Origin of the sequence: Pantoea agglomerans, from assembly GCF_021397715.1 — a bacterium.
Lineage (GTDB): Bacteria > Pseudomonadota > Gammaproteobacteria > Enterobacterales > Enterobacteriaceae > Pantoea > Pantoea astica.
This window is the reverse complement of sequence record NZ_CP090207.1, coordinates 411,232-427,117: the sequence shown is the minus strand read 5'-3', so window position 1 is coordinate 427,117 and position 15,886 is coordinate 411,232. Positions and strand designations below refer to the sequence as shown.

15 protein-coding genes are annotated in these 15,886 nt (G+C 53.0%); 7 read left to right on the top strand and 8 right to left on the bottom strand.

Features of this window, described 5'->3' with window-relative positions; all coding sequences use genetic code 11:
• Window positions 1-26: 26 nt before the first annotated feature.
• The 3 genes from LZU96_RS02040 to LZU96_RS02030 all read left to right on the top strand — a co-directional run bounded on the left by LZU96_RS02040 (window position 27) and on the right by LZU96_RS02030 (window position 1,900).
• On the top strand, window positions 27-329 hold the full coding sequence (locus LZU96_RS02040) for a hypothetical protein (RefSeq protein ID WP_233986884.1): 303 nt from the start codon (window positions 27-29) through the stop codon (window positions 327-329).
• Window positions 330-656: 327 nt separating this feature from the next.
• Complete coding sequence (locus LZU96_RS02035; protein ID WP_233986883.1) at window positions 657-1,166, top strand: DUF2778 domain-containing protein; 510 nt, start codon at window positions 657-659, stop codon at window positions 1,164-1,166.
• Between the two features lie 248 nt (window positions 1,167-1,414).
• Window positions 1,415-1,900 (top strand): Hcp family type VI secretion system effector, encoded by a 486-nt coding sequence (locus LZU96_RS02030; protein ID WP_233986882.1) that lies wholly within the window; start codon window positions 1,415-1,417, stop codon window positions 1,898-1,900.
• Between the two features lie 810 nt (window positions 1,901-2,710).
• Here LZU96_RS02030 and asd read toward each other — a convergent pair.
• Both asd and LZU96_RS02020 read right to left on the bottom strand, forming a co-directional pair.
• Window positions 2,711-3,820 (bottom strand): aspartate-semialdehyde dehydrogenase, encoded by a 1,110-nt coding sequence (gene asd, locus LZU96_RS02025; protein ID WP_233986881.1) that lies wholly within the window; start codon window positions 3,818-3,820, stop codon window positions 2,711-2,713.
• A 34-nt stretch (window positions 3,821-3,854) separates the two neighbouring features.
• On the bottom strand, window positions 3,855-4,190 hold the full coding sequence (locus LZU96_RS02020) for a hypothetical protein (protein ID WP_233988245.1): 336 nt from the start codon (window positions 4,188-4,190) through the stop codon (window positions 3,855-3,857).
• Between LZU96_RS02020 and LZU96_RS02015 the strand changes: the two genes are divergently transcribed.
• Complete coding sequence (locus LZU96_RS02015; RefSeq protein WP_233988115.1) at window positions 4,081-4,632, top strand: YhgN family NAAT transporter; 552 nt, start codon at window positions 4,081-4,083, stop codon at window positions 4,630-4,632. The two genes, LZU96_RS02020 and LZU96_RS02015, sit on opposite strands and share 110 nt — an antisense overlap.
• Window positions 4,633-4,686: 54 nt before the next feature.
• On the opposite strand, the gene gntU is transcribed toward LZU96_RS02015, so the two are convergent.
• The 4 genes from gntU to LZU96_RS01995 all read right to left on the bottom strand — a co-directional run bounded on the left by gntU (window position 4,687) and on the right by LZU96_RS01995 (window position 8,500).
• Window positions 4,687-6,027 carry a gluconate transporter gene (gene gntU, locus LZU96_RS02010; protein ID WP_069729847.1) on the bottom strand — a complete coding sequence of 447 codons (1,341 nt, stop codon included), beginning with the start codon at window positions 6,025-6,027 and terminating at the stop codon, window positions 4,687-4,689.
• A gap of 2 nt (window positions 6,028-6,029) precedes the next feature.
• Entirely contained in the window at window positions 6,030-6,566 is a 537-nt protein-coding gene (gntK, locus tag LZU96_RS02005; protein WP_233986880.1) for a gluconokinase, read from the bottom strand.
• 140 nt (window positions 6,567-6,706) lie between these two features.
• On the bottom strand, window positions 6,707-7,702 hold the full coding sequence (gene gntR, locus LZU96_RS02000; protein ID WP_233986879.1) for a gluconate operon transcriptional repressor GntR: 996 nt from the start codon (window positions 7,700-7,702) through the stop codon (window positions 6,707-6,709).
• Between the two features lie 102 nt (window positions 7,703-7,804).
• Window positions 7,805-8,500 carry a pirin family protein gene (locus LZU96_RS01995; protein WP_233986878.1) on the bottom strand — a complete coding sequence of 232 codons (696 nt, stop codon included), beginning with the start codon at window positions 8,498-8,500 and terminating at the stop codon, window positions 7,805-7,807.
• Between the two features lie 484 nt (window positions 8,501-8,984).
• On the opposite strand from LZU96_RS01995, the gene LZU96_RS01990 reads away from it, so the two are divergent.
• Both LZU96_RS01990 and LZU96_RS01985 read left to right on the top strand, forming a co-directional pair.
• Window positions 8,985-10,268 (top strand): HAAAP family serine/threonine permease, encoded by a 1,284-nt coding sequence (locus tag LZU96_RS01990; RefSeq protein WP_233986877.1) that lies wholly within the window; start codon window positions 8,985-8,987, stop codon window positions 10,266-10,268.
• Window positions 10,269-10,329: 61 nt separating this feature from the next.
• On the top strand, window positions 10,330-11,697 hold the full coding sequence (locus tag LZU96_RS01985; RefSeq protein ID WP_233986876.1) for an L-serine ammonia-lyase: 1,368 nt from the start codon (window positions 10,330-10,332) through the stop codon (window positions 11,695-11,697).
• A gap of 66 nt (window positions 11,698-11,763) precedes the next feature.
• Here the strand turns inward: LZU96_RS01985 and LZU96_RS01980 are convergent, their stop codons facing one another.
• Entirely contained in the window at window positions 11,764-12,207 is a 444-nt protein-coding gene (locus LZU96_RS01980; protein WP_233986875.1) for a helix-turn-helix domain-containing protein, read from the bottom strand.
• A 616-nt stretch (window positions 12,208-12,823) separates the two neighbouring features.
• Between LZU96_RS01980 and LZU96_RS01975 the strand changes: the two genes are divergently transcribed.
• On the top strand, window positions 12,824-13,318 hold the full coding sequence (locus tag LZU96_RS01975; protein ID WP_233986874.1) for a GNAT family N-acetyltransferase: 495 nt from the start codon (window positions 12,824-12,826) through the stop codon (window positions 13,316-13,318).
• Between the two features lie 610 nt (window positions 13,319-13,928).
• Here the strand turns inward: LZU96_RS01975 and ggt are convergent.
• Window positions 13,929-15,680 carry a gamma-glutamyltransferase gene (ggt, locus tag LZU96_RS01970; RefSeq protein ID WP_233986873.1) on the bottom strand — a complete coding sequence of 584 codons (1,752 nt, stop codon included), beginning with the start codon at window positions 15,678-15,680 and terminating at the stop codon, window positions 13,929-13,931.
• Between the last annotated feature and the right edge of the window lie 206 nt (window positions 15,681-15,886).

Sequence of the window (15,886 nt, the reverse complement as noted above, 5' to 3'; positions counted from 1 at the left end):
TCTTCCTGTGATAGTTGGCAGGCGAAATGAACGCGACGCAGCCTGTCACGCTTCACATGCGCTGCTCTTTATTGAGCCATACGTACGACGACAAAAGGCATCTGGCCATTCCATGGGAAAAGGTCTTTGCCGTGTACAACAACCATTTAGTCCGGAAAGCAAAACAGTCAACTCGCGGCACATCATGGTTAAATCATAGCTTGGTAGCGGCAGTTGCCATGGTCGAAACCAAAAAATTATTCATCGACCGGCAAAAAAGGGAAGCTGATCACTTTGTAAGCGAAACGGCAGGTTGTTTCGTGTACGACAGGGACAAAAAAACCGGGTAAAAACAATGATTATTTTCATTTATGCTGCCTGCAATATCCCGACTGATGAAGCAACATTTTTCATCGGATCGGAAATGTGTCGCTGATGCCGACCCCTGTCAGACGCCAGGATCAATGAGTGCAGACGACGGTTAAGAAAAGCTACCTGATAATGAGCTGTAAATCGATGGTTAACAGCATGTTTCTGACATGAATAGAATCACGCCATAAAAAGGGTAAGAAGTGAATCTGCTTCACGATCTTAAACTTTGCCCGAAATAGCCGTACATCTGTTTTTTACTGTGCATTAGCATGCAAATACACATTGTCAGAGGCCAAAGGATTGCTATGGCTTTACAAGGAAAGTTTGTAATCAATAACGCTGATTATTCCCCACTCATTTTTCCAGGTTTAGGCACATTTTTAGCTTTTTCTGGTAATGGTATCTACCGTAATAAAGGTGGCTGCGGGATGATAATCAATAAGGGGCCATTACCTGCCGGATATTACTACATAGTTGACAGACCTTCTGGAAATTGGGTCAATAGCGTCAGAGCATGGGCTATTGACGAAATAAAAAGTGCATTTAAGTATCATGTTGATCATTCAGAATGGTTTGCCCTTTTTCGTGCTGATAGCATGATCGACGATAGCACTTTCTTTAGGGGTGTAGTCCGGGGGAGTTTCAGACTTCATCCTGGTCAGGTCTCAGAGGGCTGCATTACGCTGGCCTGGCAATCAGACTTCAAGATGTTGAGGAATGCTCTGTTAAGAACGTCCAAAATCCCGGTTCCGGGCACAGACTTAAAAGCCTATGGCACTATTGAGGTCATCACTTATGGCGACACTTGCCCATAAATCAGGGAAGGTAGCCTTCTTCCTTCTGCTTTTAATTTTCGTGGGCCGGGCTATGGGTGAACCCTATAACTGGATTCACTATGATTTCGTTTTAAAGCTGGGAAGTATGCTTTATGGCCCTGGGGAAATTGGAGCAGAGGCAATAGATGATACGTATTTCTATATTAGTTTCCTCACTAACATAGTTATCACTACAGCACTTTTTTCCATAACAATGAAGTTAATCAGAAAAATAAGGAGATGATGACATGCCAATTCCTGCTTATATGTGGCTCAAAGATGATGGCGGTGCTCATATTGAAGGCTCTGTTGATGTCAGGGATCGCGAGGGCAGCATTGAGATTGTTGGTTTCAGTCATGGGCTGAATATTCCTGTAGACAGCGCCAACGGCAAGATTACCGGTAAGCGTTCACACTCACCGATGATGATCGAAAAGGAGTTTGATAGCTCAAGTCCTTATCTTTACAAGGCGGTAGCTACGGGGCAGACGCTGAAAAGTGCGGAAATCCGTTGGTATAGAATCAACTATGCAGGACAGGAAGAGTGTTACTTTGTCATGACTATCGAGGGGGTAAAGATTACTGGTGTGAATCCCGGTATGCCAAACGCTAAAATGTCAGGTAACGCGCAAATTAATCATATGGAATCGATATCCATGATGTATGACAAAATCACATGGCGTTATGTTGATGGAAATGTGCAGTATACCGATGACTGGAATGTACGGGCATAGAGCATCGGAAAGAAACGCGTAGCTGAAAGAGATTAATGCGGAAAAGGATTAGCTGAATATGTGCCCTGACTTTTTACTAACTGGTGCAGCCGTAAACTGATGCGCCAGTAAAATTAGGTAGCCATTCATATTCAGGAAAAATACCGTAGCGATTGCATTCATGGAAAAATATTTAATCCAGTAATAGCGCAACCATTTCTTAACTTCATTCACTCAGTGAATACAGAGAGCTAACATACTAAAAATCAGCAAGCCGTTCCTTTTTGAACATCATCACACTTTGTAAATGAAGCGGCTAACAGATAATCAATCCTGATTGAAATTGCCAAAACAAACAACCATATTGAAAGTGTTTAATAATGTTCAGGAAGTGAGGTTTATTTCATGTCTAACGTTTATGTAGAACCACAACCCACCGGACGCCCGGAAGGATCAGCGATCACACATTATACCGTCGAATATGCTGGAGGTCAGAGTATTGACGGGTTGGATCATACAACTCAAGCCAGCGCAATTAAGGCAGCCCAAAAAGCAGGTCATAACCCGCTTGTCGCCCGAGTAAGAAATACCAGCAAAGGCAACCCTGATCACTGGCGCTCTGCGTAATGATGGTAATAGAGTCTTAAAAAAGCCCCCTGGGGCTTTTTTTTATACCAGCTCATCACATTGCATTTAATTTTAACTAAAAAAAGCCCGTAACCATCAGTAATGATTACGGGCTTTTACATAGCAACCAGGCGGTGAACCGATCATCTTTGTCTCACCTGATCGGCATTGATCATAAATCCGGCCTTTGGCGATGTTTGCTGTTTAGTTGGTTAACAACCGCAACATACGACGCAGCGGTTCAGCCGCGCCCCATAACAGCTGGTCACCGACGGTGAAGGCGGAGAGATACTCCGGTCCCATATTCAGTTTACGCAACCGGCCAACCGGCGTAGTCAGCGTGCCGGTCACCGCGGCAGGCGTCAGTTCGCGCATCGTCAGTTCGCGATCGTTTGGCACCACTTTGACCCACTCATTGTGGGATGCCAGCAGTTGCTCGATTTCAGCCAGCGGCAGGTCACGCTTCAGCTTCAGGGTAAACGCCTGACTGTGGCAGCGCAGCGCACCGACGCGCACGCACAGCCCATCGACCGGAATCACATGACGGGTCGCCAGAATCTTGTTGGTTTCCGCCTGACCTTTCCACTCTTCACGGCTCTGACCGTTTTCCAGCTGCTTGTCGATCCACGGAATCAGGCTGCCCGCCAGCGGCACGCCGAAGTTATCTGTCGGCAGGGTGCCGGAACGGGTGAAGTCGGTCACGCTACGCTCGATGTCGAGAATTGCCGAAGCCGGGTTCTGCAGTGCAGGGGCAACGTGATCGTGCAGCATCCCCATCTGGGTCAGCAGTTCACGCATATGACGCGCACCGCCGCCTGAGGCCGCCTGATAGGTGGCAACCGAAGCCCACTCCACCAGATCCTGGGCAAACAGTCCGCCAAGCGACATCAGCATCAGGCTGACGGTGCAGTTTCCGCCGACAAAAGTTTTAATGCCGCGATCGATACCCTCACGAATCACCTGATGGTTAACCGGATCGAGGATGATGATCGCATCGTCTTTCATCCGCAGCGTAGAGGCCGCATCGATCCAGTAACCCTGCCAGCCGCTGCTGCGCAGCTTCGGATAGACATCACTGGTGTAGTCGCCGCCCTGACAGGTAATGATGATATCCAGCGCACGCAGTGCCTCAATATCAAACGCATCCTGCAGTACGCCCTGCTGCTTACCGGCAAAGGCGGGAGCCGCCTGACCGTGCTGCGACGTCGAGAAGAAGACCGGATTGATGAGATCAAAATCGCGCTCTTCGCTCATGCGGGACATCAGCACTGAGCCGACCATACCGCGCCAACCAACAAAACCTACATTCTTCATGTCGTGTCCGTCTCAGGCGGTTTTACACCTGCTTTTATGTCAGAGGAGAGAACGACGTGTTCTTTGCACGTCGCTCTGCGTAATAATAAGATTTACCTGTGACCACCAACTCTACAAAATGCAGGCTTTCTGGCAAGTGAATTAATTCGATTACGCTAACTTTTTCAGCAGCGTAACTAATAACAGCCATTTCCGGCACACAAGACGGCGTAAAACGAATGACTGAAATGATTTCAGCGACCATATTATTGTTGTTAATTATGGACCCATTGGGCAATTTGCCGATTTTTATGTCGGTTTTAAAGCATCTGGAACCGAAACGGCGGCGAGTGGTGCTGATTCGCGAAATGTTGATCGCGTTAATCATCATGCTGCTGTTTCTGTTTACTGGCGAGCGCATCCTGGCGTTTCTCAACCTGCGTACCGAGACGGTATCGATTTCTGGCGGAGTGATTCTGTTCCTGATTGCCATCAAAATGATTTTCCCGTCGGAAGAGAGCAGCAGTACCGGTTTACCGGCGGGTGAAGAGCCGTTTCTGGTGCCGCTGGCGATCCCGCTGGTTGCCGGACCCTCGCTGCTGGCGACCCTGATGCTGTTGTCACATCAGTATCCGCAACAGATGACGCACCTGGTTGGCGCGCTGTTGATCGCCTGGGGCGTGACGGTAGGTATTTTGCTGCTGTCAGGCCTTTTCCTGCGGCTGCTGGGTGATAAAGGAGTCAATGCGCTGGAGCGGCTGATGGGATTGATTCTGATTATGCTGGCAACCCAGATGTTCCTCGATGGGATTCGGGCCTACCTCAAGCTGTAGCCTGATCCGTTCTTCCCTGTCACCCCAGGGAAGAACGAAAAGAGTAAAGCGCCGTTACGATAACAGCGTAAAGGCGATCATCCCCACCACTGCACCGACGGTGCCGAGAATGGTTTCCATCAGGGTCCAGGTTTTCAGGGTTTCCGCTTCGCTGGCCCCGGTGAAGCGACCAAACAGCCAGAAACCGGCATCGTTGACGTGGCTGATGATAATCGAACCGCCGCCGATACAGATCGACAGCGCCGCCAGCTGAGCGCCGCTGTAGTGCAGCGGTTCAATCACCGGCATGATCAATCCGACCGTGGTGAGACAGGCGACCGTTGCCGAGCCCTGAATCACCCGCACTGCGCCCGACAGAATAAAGCAGGCCAGCGCAATCGGCAGTCCCGCACCGGTCAGCGCATTCCCCAGCACCGGCCCGACGCCAGAATCGACCAGCACCTGTTTGAATACGCCGCCCGCGCCGATCACCAGCAGGATTATCCCCGCCGGCTGCAGCGCACTGCCGCACACCTGCATCACCCGCTCTTTGTCCATGCCCTGACGGTAGGCCAGACCATAAATCGCCACCAGCAACGCCAGCAGGATCGCGGTAAACGGATGACCGATAAACTCCAGCCACTCATACAACGGAGTGCCTTCGGTGGTGAAGCGCGCGCCGATGGTTTTCAGGCCAACCAGCACCAGCGGGAACAGAATCAGTGACAGGCTGAAGCCAAACGAAGGCAGCTTGCTCTCATCCACATCCGGCTGATGATCTTCCGGCGGTGCGCTGAACGAGACATGATTCCCGATGAAGTTGCCGAACAGCGGACCCGCAATCAGCATGCCGGGGATCGCGGCGCACAGACCCAGCAGGATCATCCAGCCAAAGTCAGCGTGCATCTGCGAGGCCAGCAGCATCGGTGCCGGACCCGGCAGCAGGAAAGCGGCGGCTGCGGCGACACCGGCAAACAGCGGGATCACCAGCTTAACCAGATTGCCGCCGGTACGCCGCGCCACGGCAAAAGCGATGCTGATTAACAGCACCACCGCCACTTCAAAAAACAGCGGTAGCGCGCAGATCAGGCCAGCAATGCCCATAGCGTAATGGGCGCGACTCTGACCAAAAGTTTTCAGCATCCGGATAGCAATCTGATCGACCGCCCCGGTTTCATGCAGGATTTTGCCGAACATCGCGCCCAGCGCCACCACAATGGCGAGGAAGCCGAGCGTGCCGCCCATCCCCTTCTGCATGGTTTCGGCGATCTGATTCAGCGGCATACCGGAGAACAGCCCGGCACCAATCGACACTAACATCAGGGCGACAAAGGCGTGCATACGCGCTTTCATCACCAGAAAAAGCAGCAGCAGGACGGAGCCTGCTGCGGTCAGTACAAGTGTTGCGGTATTCATCTCTAACCCTGGCTGATTGCGTCCCTGATAGTCGCAACCGTAGCCGCCACAACCTCGTCGAGTGAATGATCGATATCCACCACCAGTACATCCGGCTCATCACTGCCCGGTTCTTCCAGCGTCGCAAACTGGGTGACCAGCATTTGCGGCTTGAAGAAGTGACCTTTGCGCGCTTTAAGACGGGCTTCGATGGTATCGAAGTCGCCTTTCAGATAGACGAAACGCAGGTTGTCATTACCCTGGCGCAGAATATCGCGATAACTTTTTTTCAGCGCCGAGCAGACAATCACTGAAATCGCCTGGGTACGCTGCATCGCAAACGCAGCATCGTTCAGCGCCTGTAACCACGGCTGGCGGTCGTTATCATCCAGCGGATGACCATCAGCCATTTTCAGGATGTTGGCGCGCGGATGGAGAAAATCACCGTCGAGAAAGGCGGTATTCAGTTGATGCGAAACCTGGTTGGCGACGGCAGACTTACCGCTGCCTGAAACGCCCATCAGGATAAAAACGTGATGCGACGGGGATTGCGTTGTCATTTTTCTGCTCCGGCAGGTGTGGATTTGCCAATGTTACCGATAACAATGTCGTTTCTCATTGTCTTGACCACTTAACAGCCTGGCAACCTTTTTACCGGGAAAAGCACGAAAGTGTGAGCTGACTCATAAAATCGCCAGAATCAGATGCTGCCACCTTCACTGATTTCGAAACCGACATCGAGCGACTGATTTGCGCTGCTCTCTCCGCCGATACGCGCCAGCAGCAGTGCTGCCGCTTCACGCCCCATCCGGTCGCGCGGCGTCAGGACCGTTGCCAGTTGCGGCGTCACCACCTGACTGATGTCATGCCCGTGGAAACCGGCAATCGCCATCTGGCTCGGCACCTGCAAACCCTGTCGCTGGCATTCAAACATCGCGCCGACGGCCAGGTCATCGTTGGTGCAAAACAGGCTGTCGGTTTCAGGATAGAGCCGCTGTGCCTCACGCAGCAGATCACAGCCGGCGCTGAAGGATGAAGCATCTTCCATCATGACGCTGCGCGGAGTCAGCCCCGCTTCGCGCATCGCCGCTTCATAGCCGCGCTGCTTTTGCAGCGTACGTTCATCGAGACGTGCCCCGAGGTAAACGGTGTGACGATGACCTTTGCTGAGGATCGCCTGGGTCATCTGTCGCGCCGCTTCCACGTTGTCGAAGCCTACCGCCATATCCAGGCAGGGCGTCACGCTGTCCATCACCTCAATCACCGGAATGCCGGCTACTTCCAGCATCCGCAGCGTGCCGGGCGTGTGAGTGCGTTCGGTCAGGATCACCCCATCAATGTTCCAGCCGAGCAGCGAGCGCAGCTGTAACTCTTCTTTTTGTGGGTTGTAGCCAAAGTGAGCCACCAGCGTCTGATAGCCCGCCTCATCGGTGACGGCTTCAATGCCGCGCAACACGTCGGCGAAGACCTGGTTGGTGAGCGACGGCAGCAGCACGCCAATGGCGCGGCTGGTCGCGTTTGAGAGCATATCGGGCGCGCGGTTGGGGATATAACCCAGCTCATCCAGCGCCACCGCAATCTTATCGCGCAGGGCAATGGAGACCTGCTCAGGGTTACGCAGGTAACGGCTAACGGTCATTTTTGTAATGCCGACGCGATCGGCAACGTCCTGTAATACCGGTCTTTTCTTCTTCATCGTAGCGCCTGGGATCGCCCTTATAGCTTCAGTACGATGAGTCTATCACTTTTCTGACAACAGATTGCCAACCGGGCGCGACGAGGCGCGCCCGTAACCGAATCAGACCGGTGGCAGATCAAACAGCAGGACTTCGGCGGCGCTGCTGGCCTCGATGGTGAGTGCGCTTTCATCCCAGATTGCCAGCGCATCGCTGGTAGTCACCGCCTGACCGTTGACGGTAACCTCCCCTTTCACCACCTGAATCCAGATGCGACGACCGGCATCGATCGCCACGTTATCCTGCTCACCCGCCGCCAGCACCCAGCGCGATAAGGTCATATCCTGATAGACCTTCAGCGAGCCTTCACGCGCATCCGGACTCAGCACCAGCTGACGTCCCTGCACATCCGGGAAACGGCGCTGATCGTAGCGTGGCTCAATGCCGGTACGCTCAGGAATGATCCAGATCTGATACAGATGCAGCGGCTCGGTGGCGCTGGCGTTGTACTCGGAGTGACGTACACCGGTGCCGGCGCTCATGATCTGAAACTCCCCGGCCGGGATCTGCTCTTTGTTGCCCATGCTGTCCTGATGCTCAACCGTTCCGGAGAGCACGTAGGTCAGAATCTCCATATCTTTATGCGGATGGGTACCGAAACCCTGGCCGCCTTCCACCACATCTTCATTGATCACCCGCAACGCGGAGAAACCCATAAAGTTAGCGTCGTGATAGCTGGCGAAAGAAAAGGTGTGCCAGCTGTCCAGCCAGCCGTGGTTAGCGTGACCGCGTTCTTCTGCTTTGCGTACATAAATCATGTTCAAATCTCCTCAATGTTTTTTATAGTCTCTCCCTGCGGCGGTGTGATTGATAGCTGAAAAAGTTCACGCCTCTGTTCAAAATCATTGAACAAAAGCGGGCGGATTACTGAACGGGACAGAACGAACCGGTTAGAAGGCGGGATGAGGGGGAAAAAAGGGACATAAAGGTAAATTGATAAAGCCGGTAGATAACAGCCACGCAGAAACTCTGTTAATTTATTTTCTGAATATCACACTGGTGATATTTCCACGCAATTTAAAGGCGCCAAAGATAACAGCGGGATTAAAAGTGATACCTTAAAAACCATCATTAACAAGGGATGACTTTTGATACCTTAAAAAATAAATTATAAACCGAATAATGTGATCGCCGTAAATAACCCGCCATGACAAACCCTACTAAAATAGCCAGCAAATAAAAAGCCTGTTTTTAAATATCGTCCGACTCATTTTATCTCTTCTTATTATTAGGAACCCTATTATGGATGCCGTTCAAAATACGCTGATATCAGGTGACACCCTACGCTGGAGAAAAAGCGATACCGTCTGGATGCTGGGACTCTACGGCACGGCAATTGGTGCCGGCGTGCTGTTTTTGCCGATCAATGCCGGCACGGGCGGTTTGCTGCCGTTAATCGTGATGGCGCTGTTAGCCTTCCCGATGACCTTTTTTGCCCATCGTGGGCTTACCCGCTTTGTACTTTCCGGCAGGAATCCGGGTGAAAACATTACTGAAGTGGTGGAGGAACATTTTGGTACCGGTGCAGGCAAGCTGATTACCCTGCTCTACTTTTTTGCTATTTATCCCATTCTGCTGGTTTATAGCGTGGCGATTACCAATACCGTCGAAAGTTTTCTCACCCACCAGCTTCATCTGGTATCGCCGCCGCGTGCGTTACTGGCACTGATTTTGATTGTCGGCATGATGGCTATTGTACGCTTCGGTGAAAAAGCGATCGTGAAAGCGATGAGCGTGCTGGTCTTCCCGTTTGTTGCCGCGCTGATGCTGCTGGCGCTTTATCTGATCCCCCAATGGAACGGCGCTATTCTGAATACGCTCTCATTTAGTGATTCAGAGACCACCGGAGGTGGACTGTGGTTCACGCTGTGGCTGGCCATTCCGGTCATGGTTTTCTCTTTCAATCACTCCCCGATTATCTCCTCCTTTGCGGTGGCCAAGCGTCAGGAGTACGGTGATCAGGCGGCATCAAAATGCTCACGTATTTTAGCCTGCGCCCATATCATGATGGTTCTCACCGTGATGTTTTTCGTCTTCAGCTGCGTACTGAGTCTCTCACCGGAAAACCTGGCCGAGGCGAAAGCGCAGAATATTTCTATTCTCTCTTATCTGGCTAACCATTTTAACTCTCCGTTAATTGCCTGGATGGCGCCGATTATCGCCATCATCGCCATTACCAAATCCTTTCTCGGTCACTATCTGGGCGCGCGTGAAGGTTTCAACGGCATGGTGATTAAGTCGCTGCGCAGCAAAGGCAAAACCATTGAGCTTAATAAGCTGAACCGGATCACCGCCTGCTTTATGCTGGCCACCACCTGGATTGTCGCCACCCTGAATCCCAGCATTTTAGGCATGATTGAAAAACTGGGCGGGCCGGTTATCGCCATGATTCTGTTCCTGATGCCGATGTACGCCATCAATAAAGTCCCGGCGATGCGCAAGTACAGCGGTCATCTGAGTAATATTTTTGTCATCGTCATTGGCCTGATTGCTATTTCCGCCATCGCTTATTCCTTACACAGCTGATGACCGTCGCTCGCCCTTCCGGCGAGCGCCACTTTCCTATTGCAATCCGCATGGGTGAATCATGATTAGCGTTTTCGATATTTTTAAAATCAGCATCGGGCCATCCAGTTCACACACGGTCGGGCCGATGAAGGCAGGCAAACATTTTGTGGATACGCTGAGTGAAAAAGGCCTGCTGGATAAGGTGACTCGTCTGGTGGTGGATATTTATGGCTCGCTTTCTCTGACCGGTAAAGGCCACCACACCGACATTGCGATTATTCTCGGCCTGAGTGGCTATCTGCCTGACACCGTGGATATTGATAAGATCCCAGCCATCATTCGTGACGTGAATAGCCTGCAACAGTTGCGTATCAAAGAAGGTCAGCGGGAAATTGCCTTCCCGGTGGCAGAGTGCATGCGTTTTCACAGCGAGTTTCTGCCATTACATGAAAATGGTATGAGCATTACCGCCTTTTGTGACGGCAAAACCGTTCATTCCCAGACCTACTATTCCATCGGCGGCGGTTTTATCGTGACCGAAGATGATTTCGGTAAAAACCTGGATAACGAAATCGATCTCCCCTTTCCGTTCTACTCCGCCCGCAACCTGCTGGCGCATTGCCATGATAATAACCTGTCGATTTCAGCGGTGATGATGAAGAATGAGATTGCCCGCTATGGCCGCAAAGAGGTGGAAGAAAACATGGCGCAGATATGGCAAACCATGCGCAATGCGATTACCCGCGGCCTCAGTACGGAAGGCATTTTACCCGGCCCGTTAAAAGTGCCGCGTCGGGCATCGTCTCTGCATCGCATTCTGGCGCCGCAGAGTCAGTCGGTGAATCCGTTAAGTGCTATGGACTGGGTGAACATGTTTGCTATGGCGGTGAGCGAGGAAAATGCCGCAGGAGGACGTGTGGTTACCGCGCCAACCAACGGCGCGTGCGGAATTATTCCGGCGGTGCTGGCCTATTATGATCGTTTCATCAAACCGGTCACGCCTGAGCTTTATATGCGTTATTTCCTGACGGCAGGCGCAATTGGCATTCTTTATAAGATGAATGCCTCCATTTCCGGCGCTGAAGTGGGCTGCCAGGGAGAAGTCGGCGTGGCCTGTTCAATGGCAGCGGCTGGCCTGGCTGAGTTGCTGGGCGCAGAGGCGGAAAAAGTCTGCGTCGCGGCTGAAATAGGGATGGAGCATAATCTGGGTCTGACCTGCGATCCTGTGGCGGGTCAGGTTCAGGTGCCCTGTATTGAGCGAAATGCGATTGCGGCGGTGAAAGCCATTAACTCAACCAGTATGGCGATGTATCGCACCAGCGATCCGAAAGTGTCGCTGGATAAGATCATTGAAACCATGTTTGAAACCGGCAAAGACATGAATGCCAAATACCGTGAAACGGCGCGCGGCGGTCTGGCGATCAAAGTGGCGATTTGTGAATCCTGACGGTTAAACACCGCCAGCCTGTCAGGCTGGCGGTTTACTCCTTTCACTCTGCCGGTTTTAACGGCGTTATTTCGTTTCGCTCTCCGTTGTCAGATCTGACCAGACCATGCTTCGCACTTCTGAAGAGCTGTACCATTCATTAATGGTGGCGCTGGGCGGCGTCTGCTGGGCAGGCTGGCCGGTAGCGGCTGCCTGAGCCGGGCCGGTCTGCTTTTTTCTGATACGGATGCGGGCAGGTGATGAGGCGGTTAACTGTGCATTAAAGGTGCGCCGGTGTGAATCCGAAAGAACGGACTCCAGCTGATGCAGACGTTCCAGACCACGCAAAATACCGATAAGGGTGCTCAGGGTGACAGACTCCCCTAATTCTGCCCGCTTAATGGTTGCCGTACCCACGCGGGCGCGTTCAGCAAGCTCAATCTGAGAGAGCCCAAGCTGCATACGTGTTTCTTTAATTCTGCAACATAATTCAGAAATAATTTCACTGTCGGACATGGTATTAAAACTCATATCAATACCTTATTGCGTGATTCATCGGATAAATTATTTAACAAACCTGAGTGCAAATAAAGAAAATAATTTCAGGATAATCCCTTCAGCATCAATACATGTTAATGATTATCTGAAAATAAATAGCGCAGATAAGGTCAGCATCAGATAATTTGCCCATCGCGCTTATTTTATCCGGTTAAATTTAACCAAATCCGATCTCTTTTTTCCGCTGGCTGAAGGCCGTTTAACACCATGACCGTCCGTCAACCCGATCTGTTAATCCTGTCAGTCACTGAATATTACGATGCGGTTTGAGGGTTTATTCGTGATCGCGCCCGCCAGCCCATTTGAGGACGGGTTAAGGATCAGCTGCCACTGGCCTGACAGAGACCTTGTGCAGGTGCGGCGGTGAGAGCAAAAAAAAGCCAGCATCTGTGCTGGCTAAATAATACTGGAAGCAATGTGAGCAATGTCGTGCTTTCTCAGGCTGTCGGGCGACACCCCGGGAACGCATCGCAATAATAATCATTATCATTCGTATCTGTAAAGCGATTTTGGCGAAATTTTGTTGATTTATCCGCGCTTTCCCTTGATGTTAAAAGGGATTTATCCATCTAATCCATCGGGAGGCACCATGAGTGAGATCACCGTTCGCCACGTTACGCCGGAAGATGCGGTCGCTCTGCAGCGCATTTATAGCCAGCCCGATACCCAGGCGAACACGCTACAACTCCCTCACTCGTCGTTGCAGATGTGGCAAACCCGGCTCAGCACGCCCCGGCCAGGAGTGCATCTGCTGTTGGCCTGTATGGATGATGAAGTGGTCGGGCAATGCGCTCTGGAAGTGCCCGAGCGCGCCCGGCGGCGTCACTCCGCCACGCTGGGCATGGGAGTCGATGAAAATTATCGCCAGCGCGGTGTTGGCCGTGCGCTGATGCAGGAGATGGTCAGCCTGTGTGACAACTGGCTGCAGGTCTCGCGGATGGAACTGACGGTGTTTGTTGATAATGCCCCGGCTATCGCCCTTTATCGTCGCTTCGGTTTTGAGATCGAGGGAACGGCCAGACGATATGCGATGCGCTATGGCGAGCTGATCGATGTTCATTTCATGGCGCGGCTGAAATCCTGACGCCTCAGAATAAAAAAGGGCACCCTGAGGGGTGATGCTCGTCAGTTAAGCGACAGGTGATAACGCAGTCTGGTGCCGAACAGGGGCTGGCGGTCCTCGCGCCGCTGCGCGGTGCCTTCACTTCATTCCTCGGCCTGACGCACCGCCGGGGATGGCACATCCTGTGCCGCCCCGCCTTTCGCCCGCGTCCTGCGGGCTCTCCTGGCTAATGTTCAGCGCTGCGGATTGCCTGCCCCTGATCGACTCCAGCCTGCTCTGAAGCTTCAGTGCGTGTTGTTAAAAAGGGCACGATAGTGGAGGCCTGGGCGCCTCTGCTGCTGAAAGTGCTATCCGCAGCGCTGAGGCGTGATGTTGGGCCAGAACGCCACGCCGGGAAGCGTGGAGAGTTCGGGGCGGCCAGGGAGGGCCGATCCCCGAACGGTTCGTCGGCACGACGTCAAAGCCGAAGGTACCGCGAAGCGGCGCGAGGACGGCCCGGCAGCACCAGAGGTGCTCAGGCCCGCACTCCGGCACGCCTGCCAGGAAAAAAGCTGCCACGTCTGACCGTGACAGCCTTTGCAAATCTAACCTTCGCTGACGAGCATTACACACCCTCAGGTGCCCTTGTGCCTTAATAACCGGCGCTGAGATCGTCGATGCTGCGCGGGTCGGAGGCGCCATACAACATCCCATCGGGACCAATCATAATGCTCTGGGTACTGCCCATCGCTGGCAGCACTTTCACATGCTGGCCTTTGCTTTCCAGCAGACGCAGCGTATCCGGGCTGAAGCCTTTCTCAACTCGCAGCTGATCGGGCAGCCACTGATGATGGAAACGCGGTGCATTGGTCGCTTCGGCGACGTTCATCCCGAAATCGATGCTGTTAACCACCATCTGCAATACCGTGGTGATGATACGGCTGCCGCCCGGACTGCCGGTGACCAGCCAGGTTTTGCCGCCTTTCGCCACAATGGTCGGAGACATCGAAGAGAGCGGACGTTTCGCCGGTTGCACCGCATTGGCTTCACCGCCAACCAGCCCGTAGACGTTTGGCGTACCCGGCTTGGCTGAGAAATCATCCATCTCGTTATTCATCAGGATGCCGCTGTTACCCGCCACAATCCCGCTGCCGAAATAGGTGTTAAGTGTGTAGGTCACCGCGACCGCATTGCCCTGTTTATCCACCACCGAGAAATGGGTGGTCTGGTTACTTTCATAAGGTTCGAGCTTGCCGGGTTTGATCTCACTGGACGGACGCGCTTTGGCGACGTCAATCTGCTGCGCCAGGGTTTTGGCGTAGGCTTTGCTGGTTAATGCCTGCCACGGCACCTTTACAAAATCGGGGTCGCCGAGATATTCAGAGCGGTCCGCGTAGGCATATTTCTCCGCTTCGGCCATAACCTGCATCGCATCCGCGCTGCCAAAGCCCATCTTCGCCAGATCGAAGTTTTCCAGGATATTGAGGATCTGCACGATGTGGATGCCACCGGATGACGGCGGCGGCATCGAGAAGACTTCATAGCCACGATAGGTGCCGCTGATTGGCTTACGCTCAACCGCGCGATAGGCCGCCAGGTCAGCTTTGTTGATCAGGCCGCCATGCTGCGCCATCTCCCCGGCGATCTCATCCGCGATTTCACCTTTATAAAAAGCATCCGGTCCCTGACGGGCAATCAGTTGCAGACTGTGGGCGAGGTTCTTCTGCACCAGCCGATCGCCCTTTTGCCACGGCGTGCCGTCCGCTTTATAGAAGATCGCTTTGCTGTTGGGATGGTTAATCAGCACCTCTTTGCCGTAGGTTTTCAGGTCATCCGCCAGCGCGTCGTTGACCGGAATACCGTCACGCGCCAGTTTAATCGCGGGTGCCAGCAGCGTGCTCAGCGGCAGCGTGCCATATTTTTGCGCAGCCAGCGCCAGCCCGGCCACGGTGCCCGGCGTACCGGAGGCGAGATGTGAGGTCAGCGACAGCTTGCTGTCGGCGTTGCCCTGCTTATCCAGGAACATATCGCGCGAGGCGTGGCCCGGTGCCATTTCACGGAAATCGATAGCGGTGGCGCGGCCAGAAGCGGTGCGCAGCAGCATAAACCCGCCGCCGCCGAGGTTACCGGCCTGCGGATGGGTGACGGCCAGCGCAAAGCCCACCGCCACCGCCGCATCGACGGCGTTGCCGCCCTGACGCAGGATCTCAACCCCGACCTGGGTTGCCATCGCATCGACTGACGCCACCATGCCGTGCTGTGCTTTCACCGGATGGAAAGTGTCGCTGTCGACGCCGTAAGAGACCGGCGGTGCCTGGGTTGGTGCGGCGTTAGCGCCGGCCACCACGGTAAAACTCATCACCAGCGACCAGCTAAGCTGCCGCACTGTTTGCTGCATTTTCATCCTGCCACCATCCCGTGTTGTTATTTACATTTTTTTATCATTTACGCAAGTGGCTACAAATACAGCAAAATAATCAGGGTTAAGTCAAATCAGGAATACATCTGAAGGTAAGGTCTGTGATATCGCGTAAACTTATGCGTGCGACCCTGAACGCCAGACGATGGCATTCAATATCCAGCACCTGTCGCTTTGAGGAAGGAGGAATA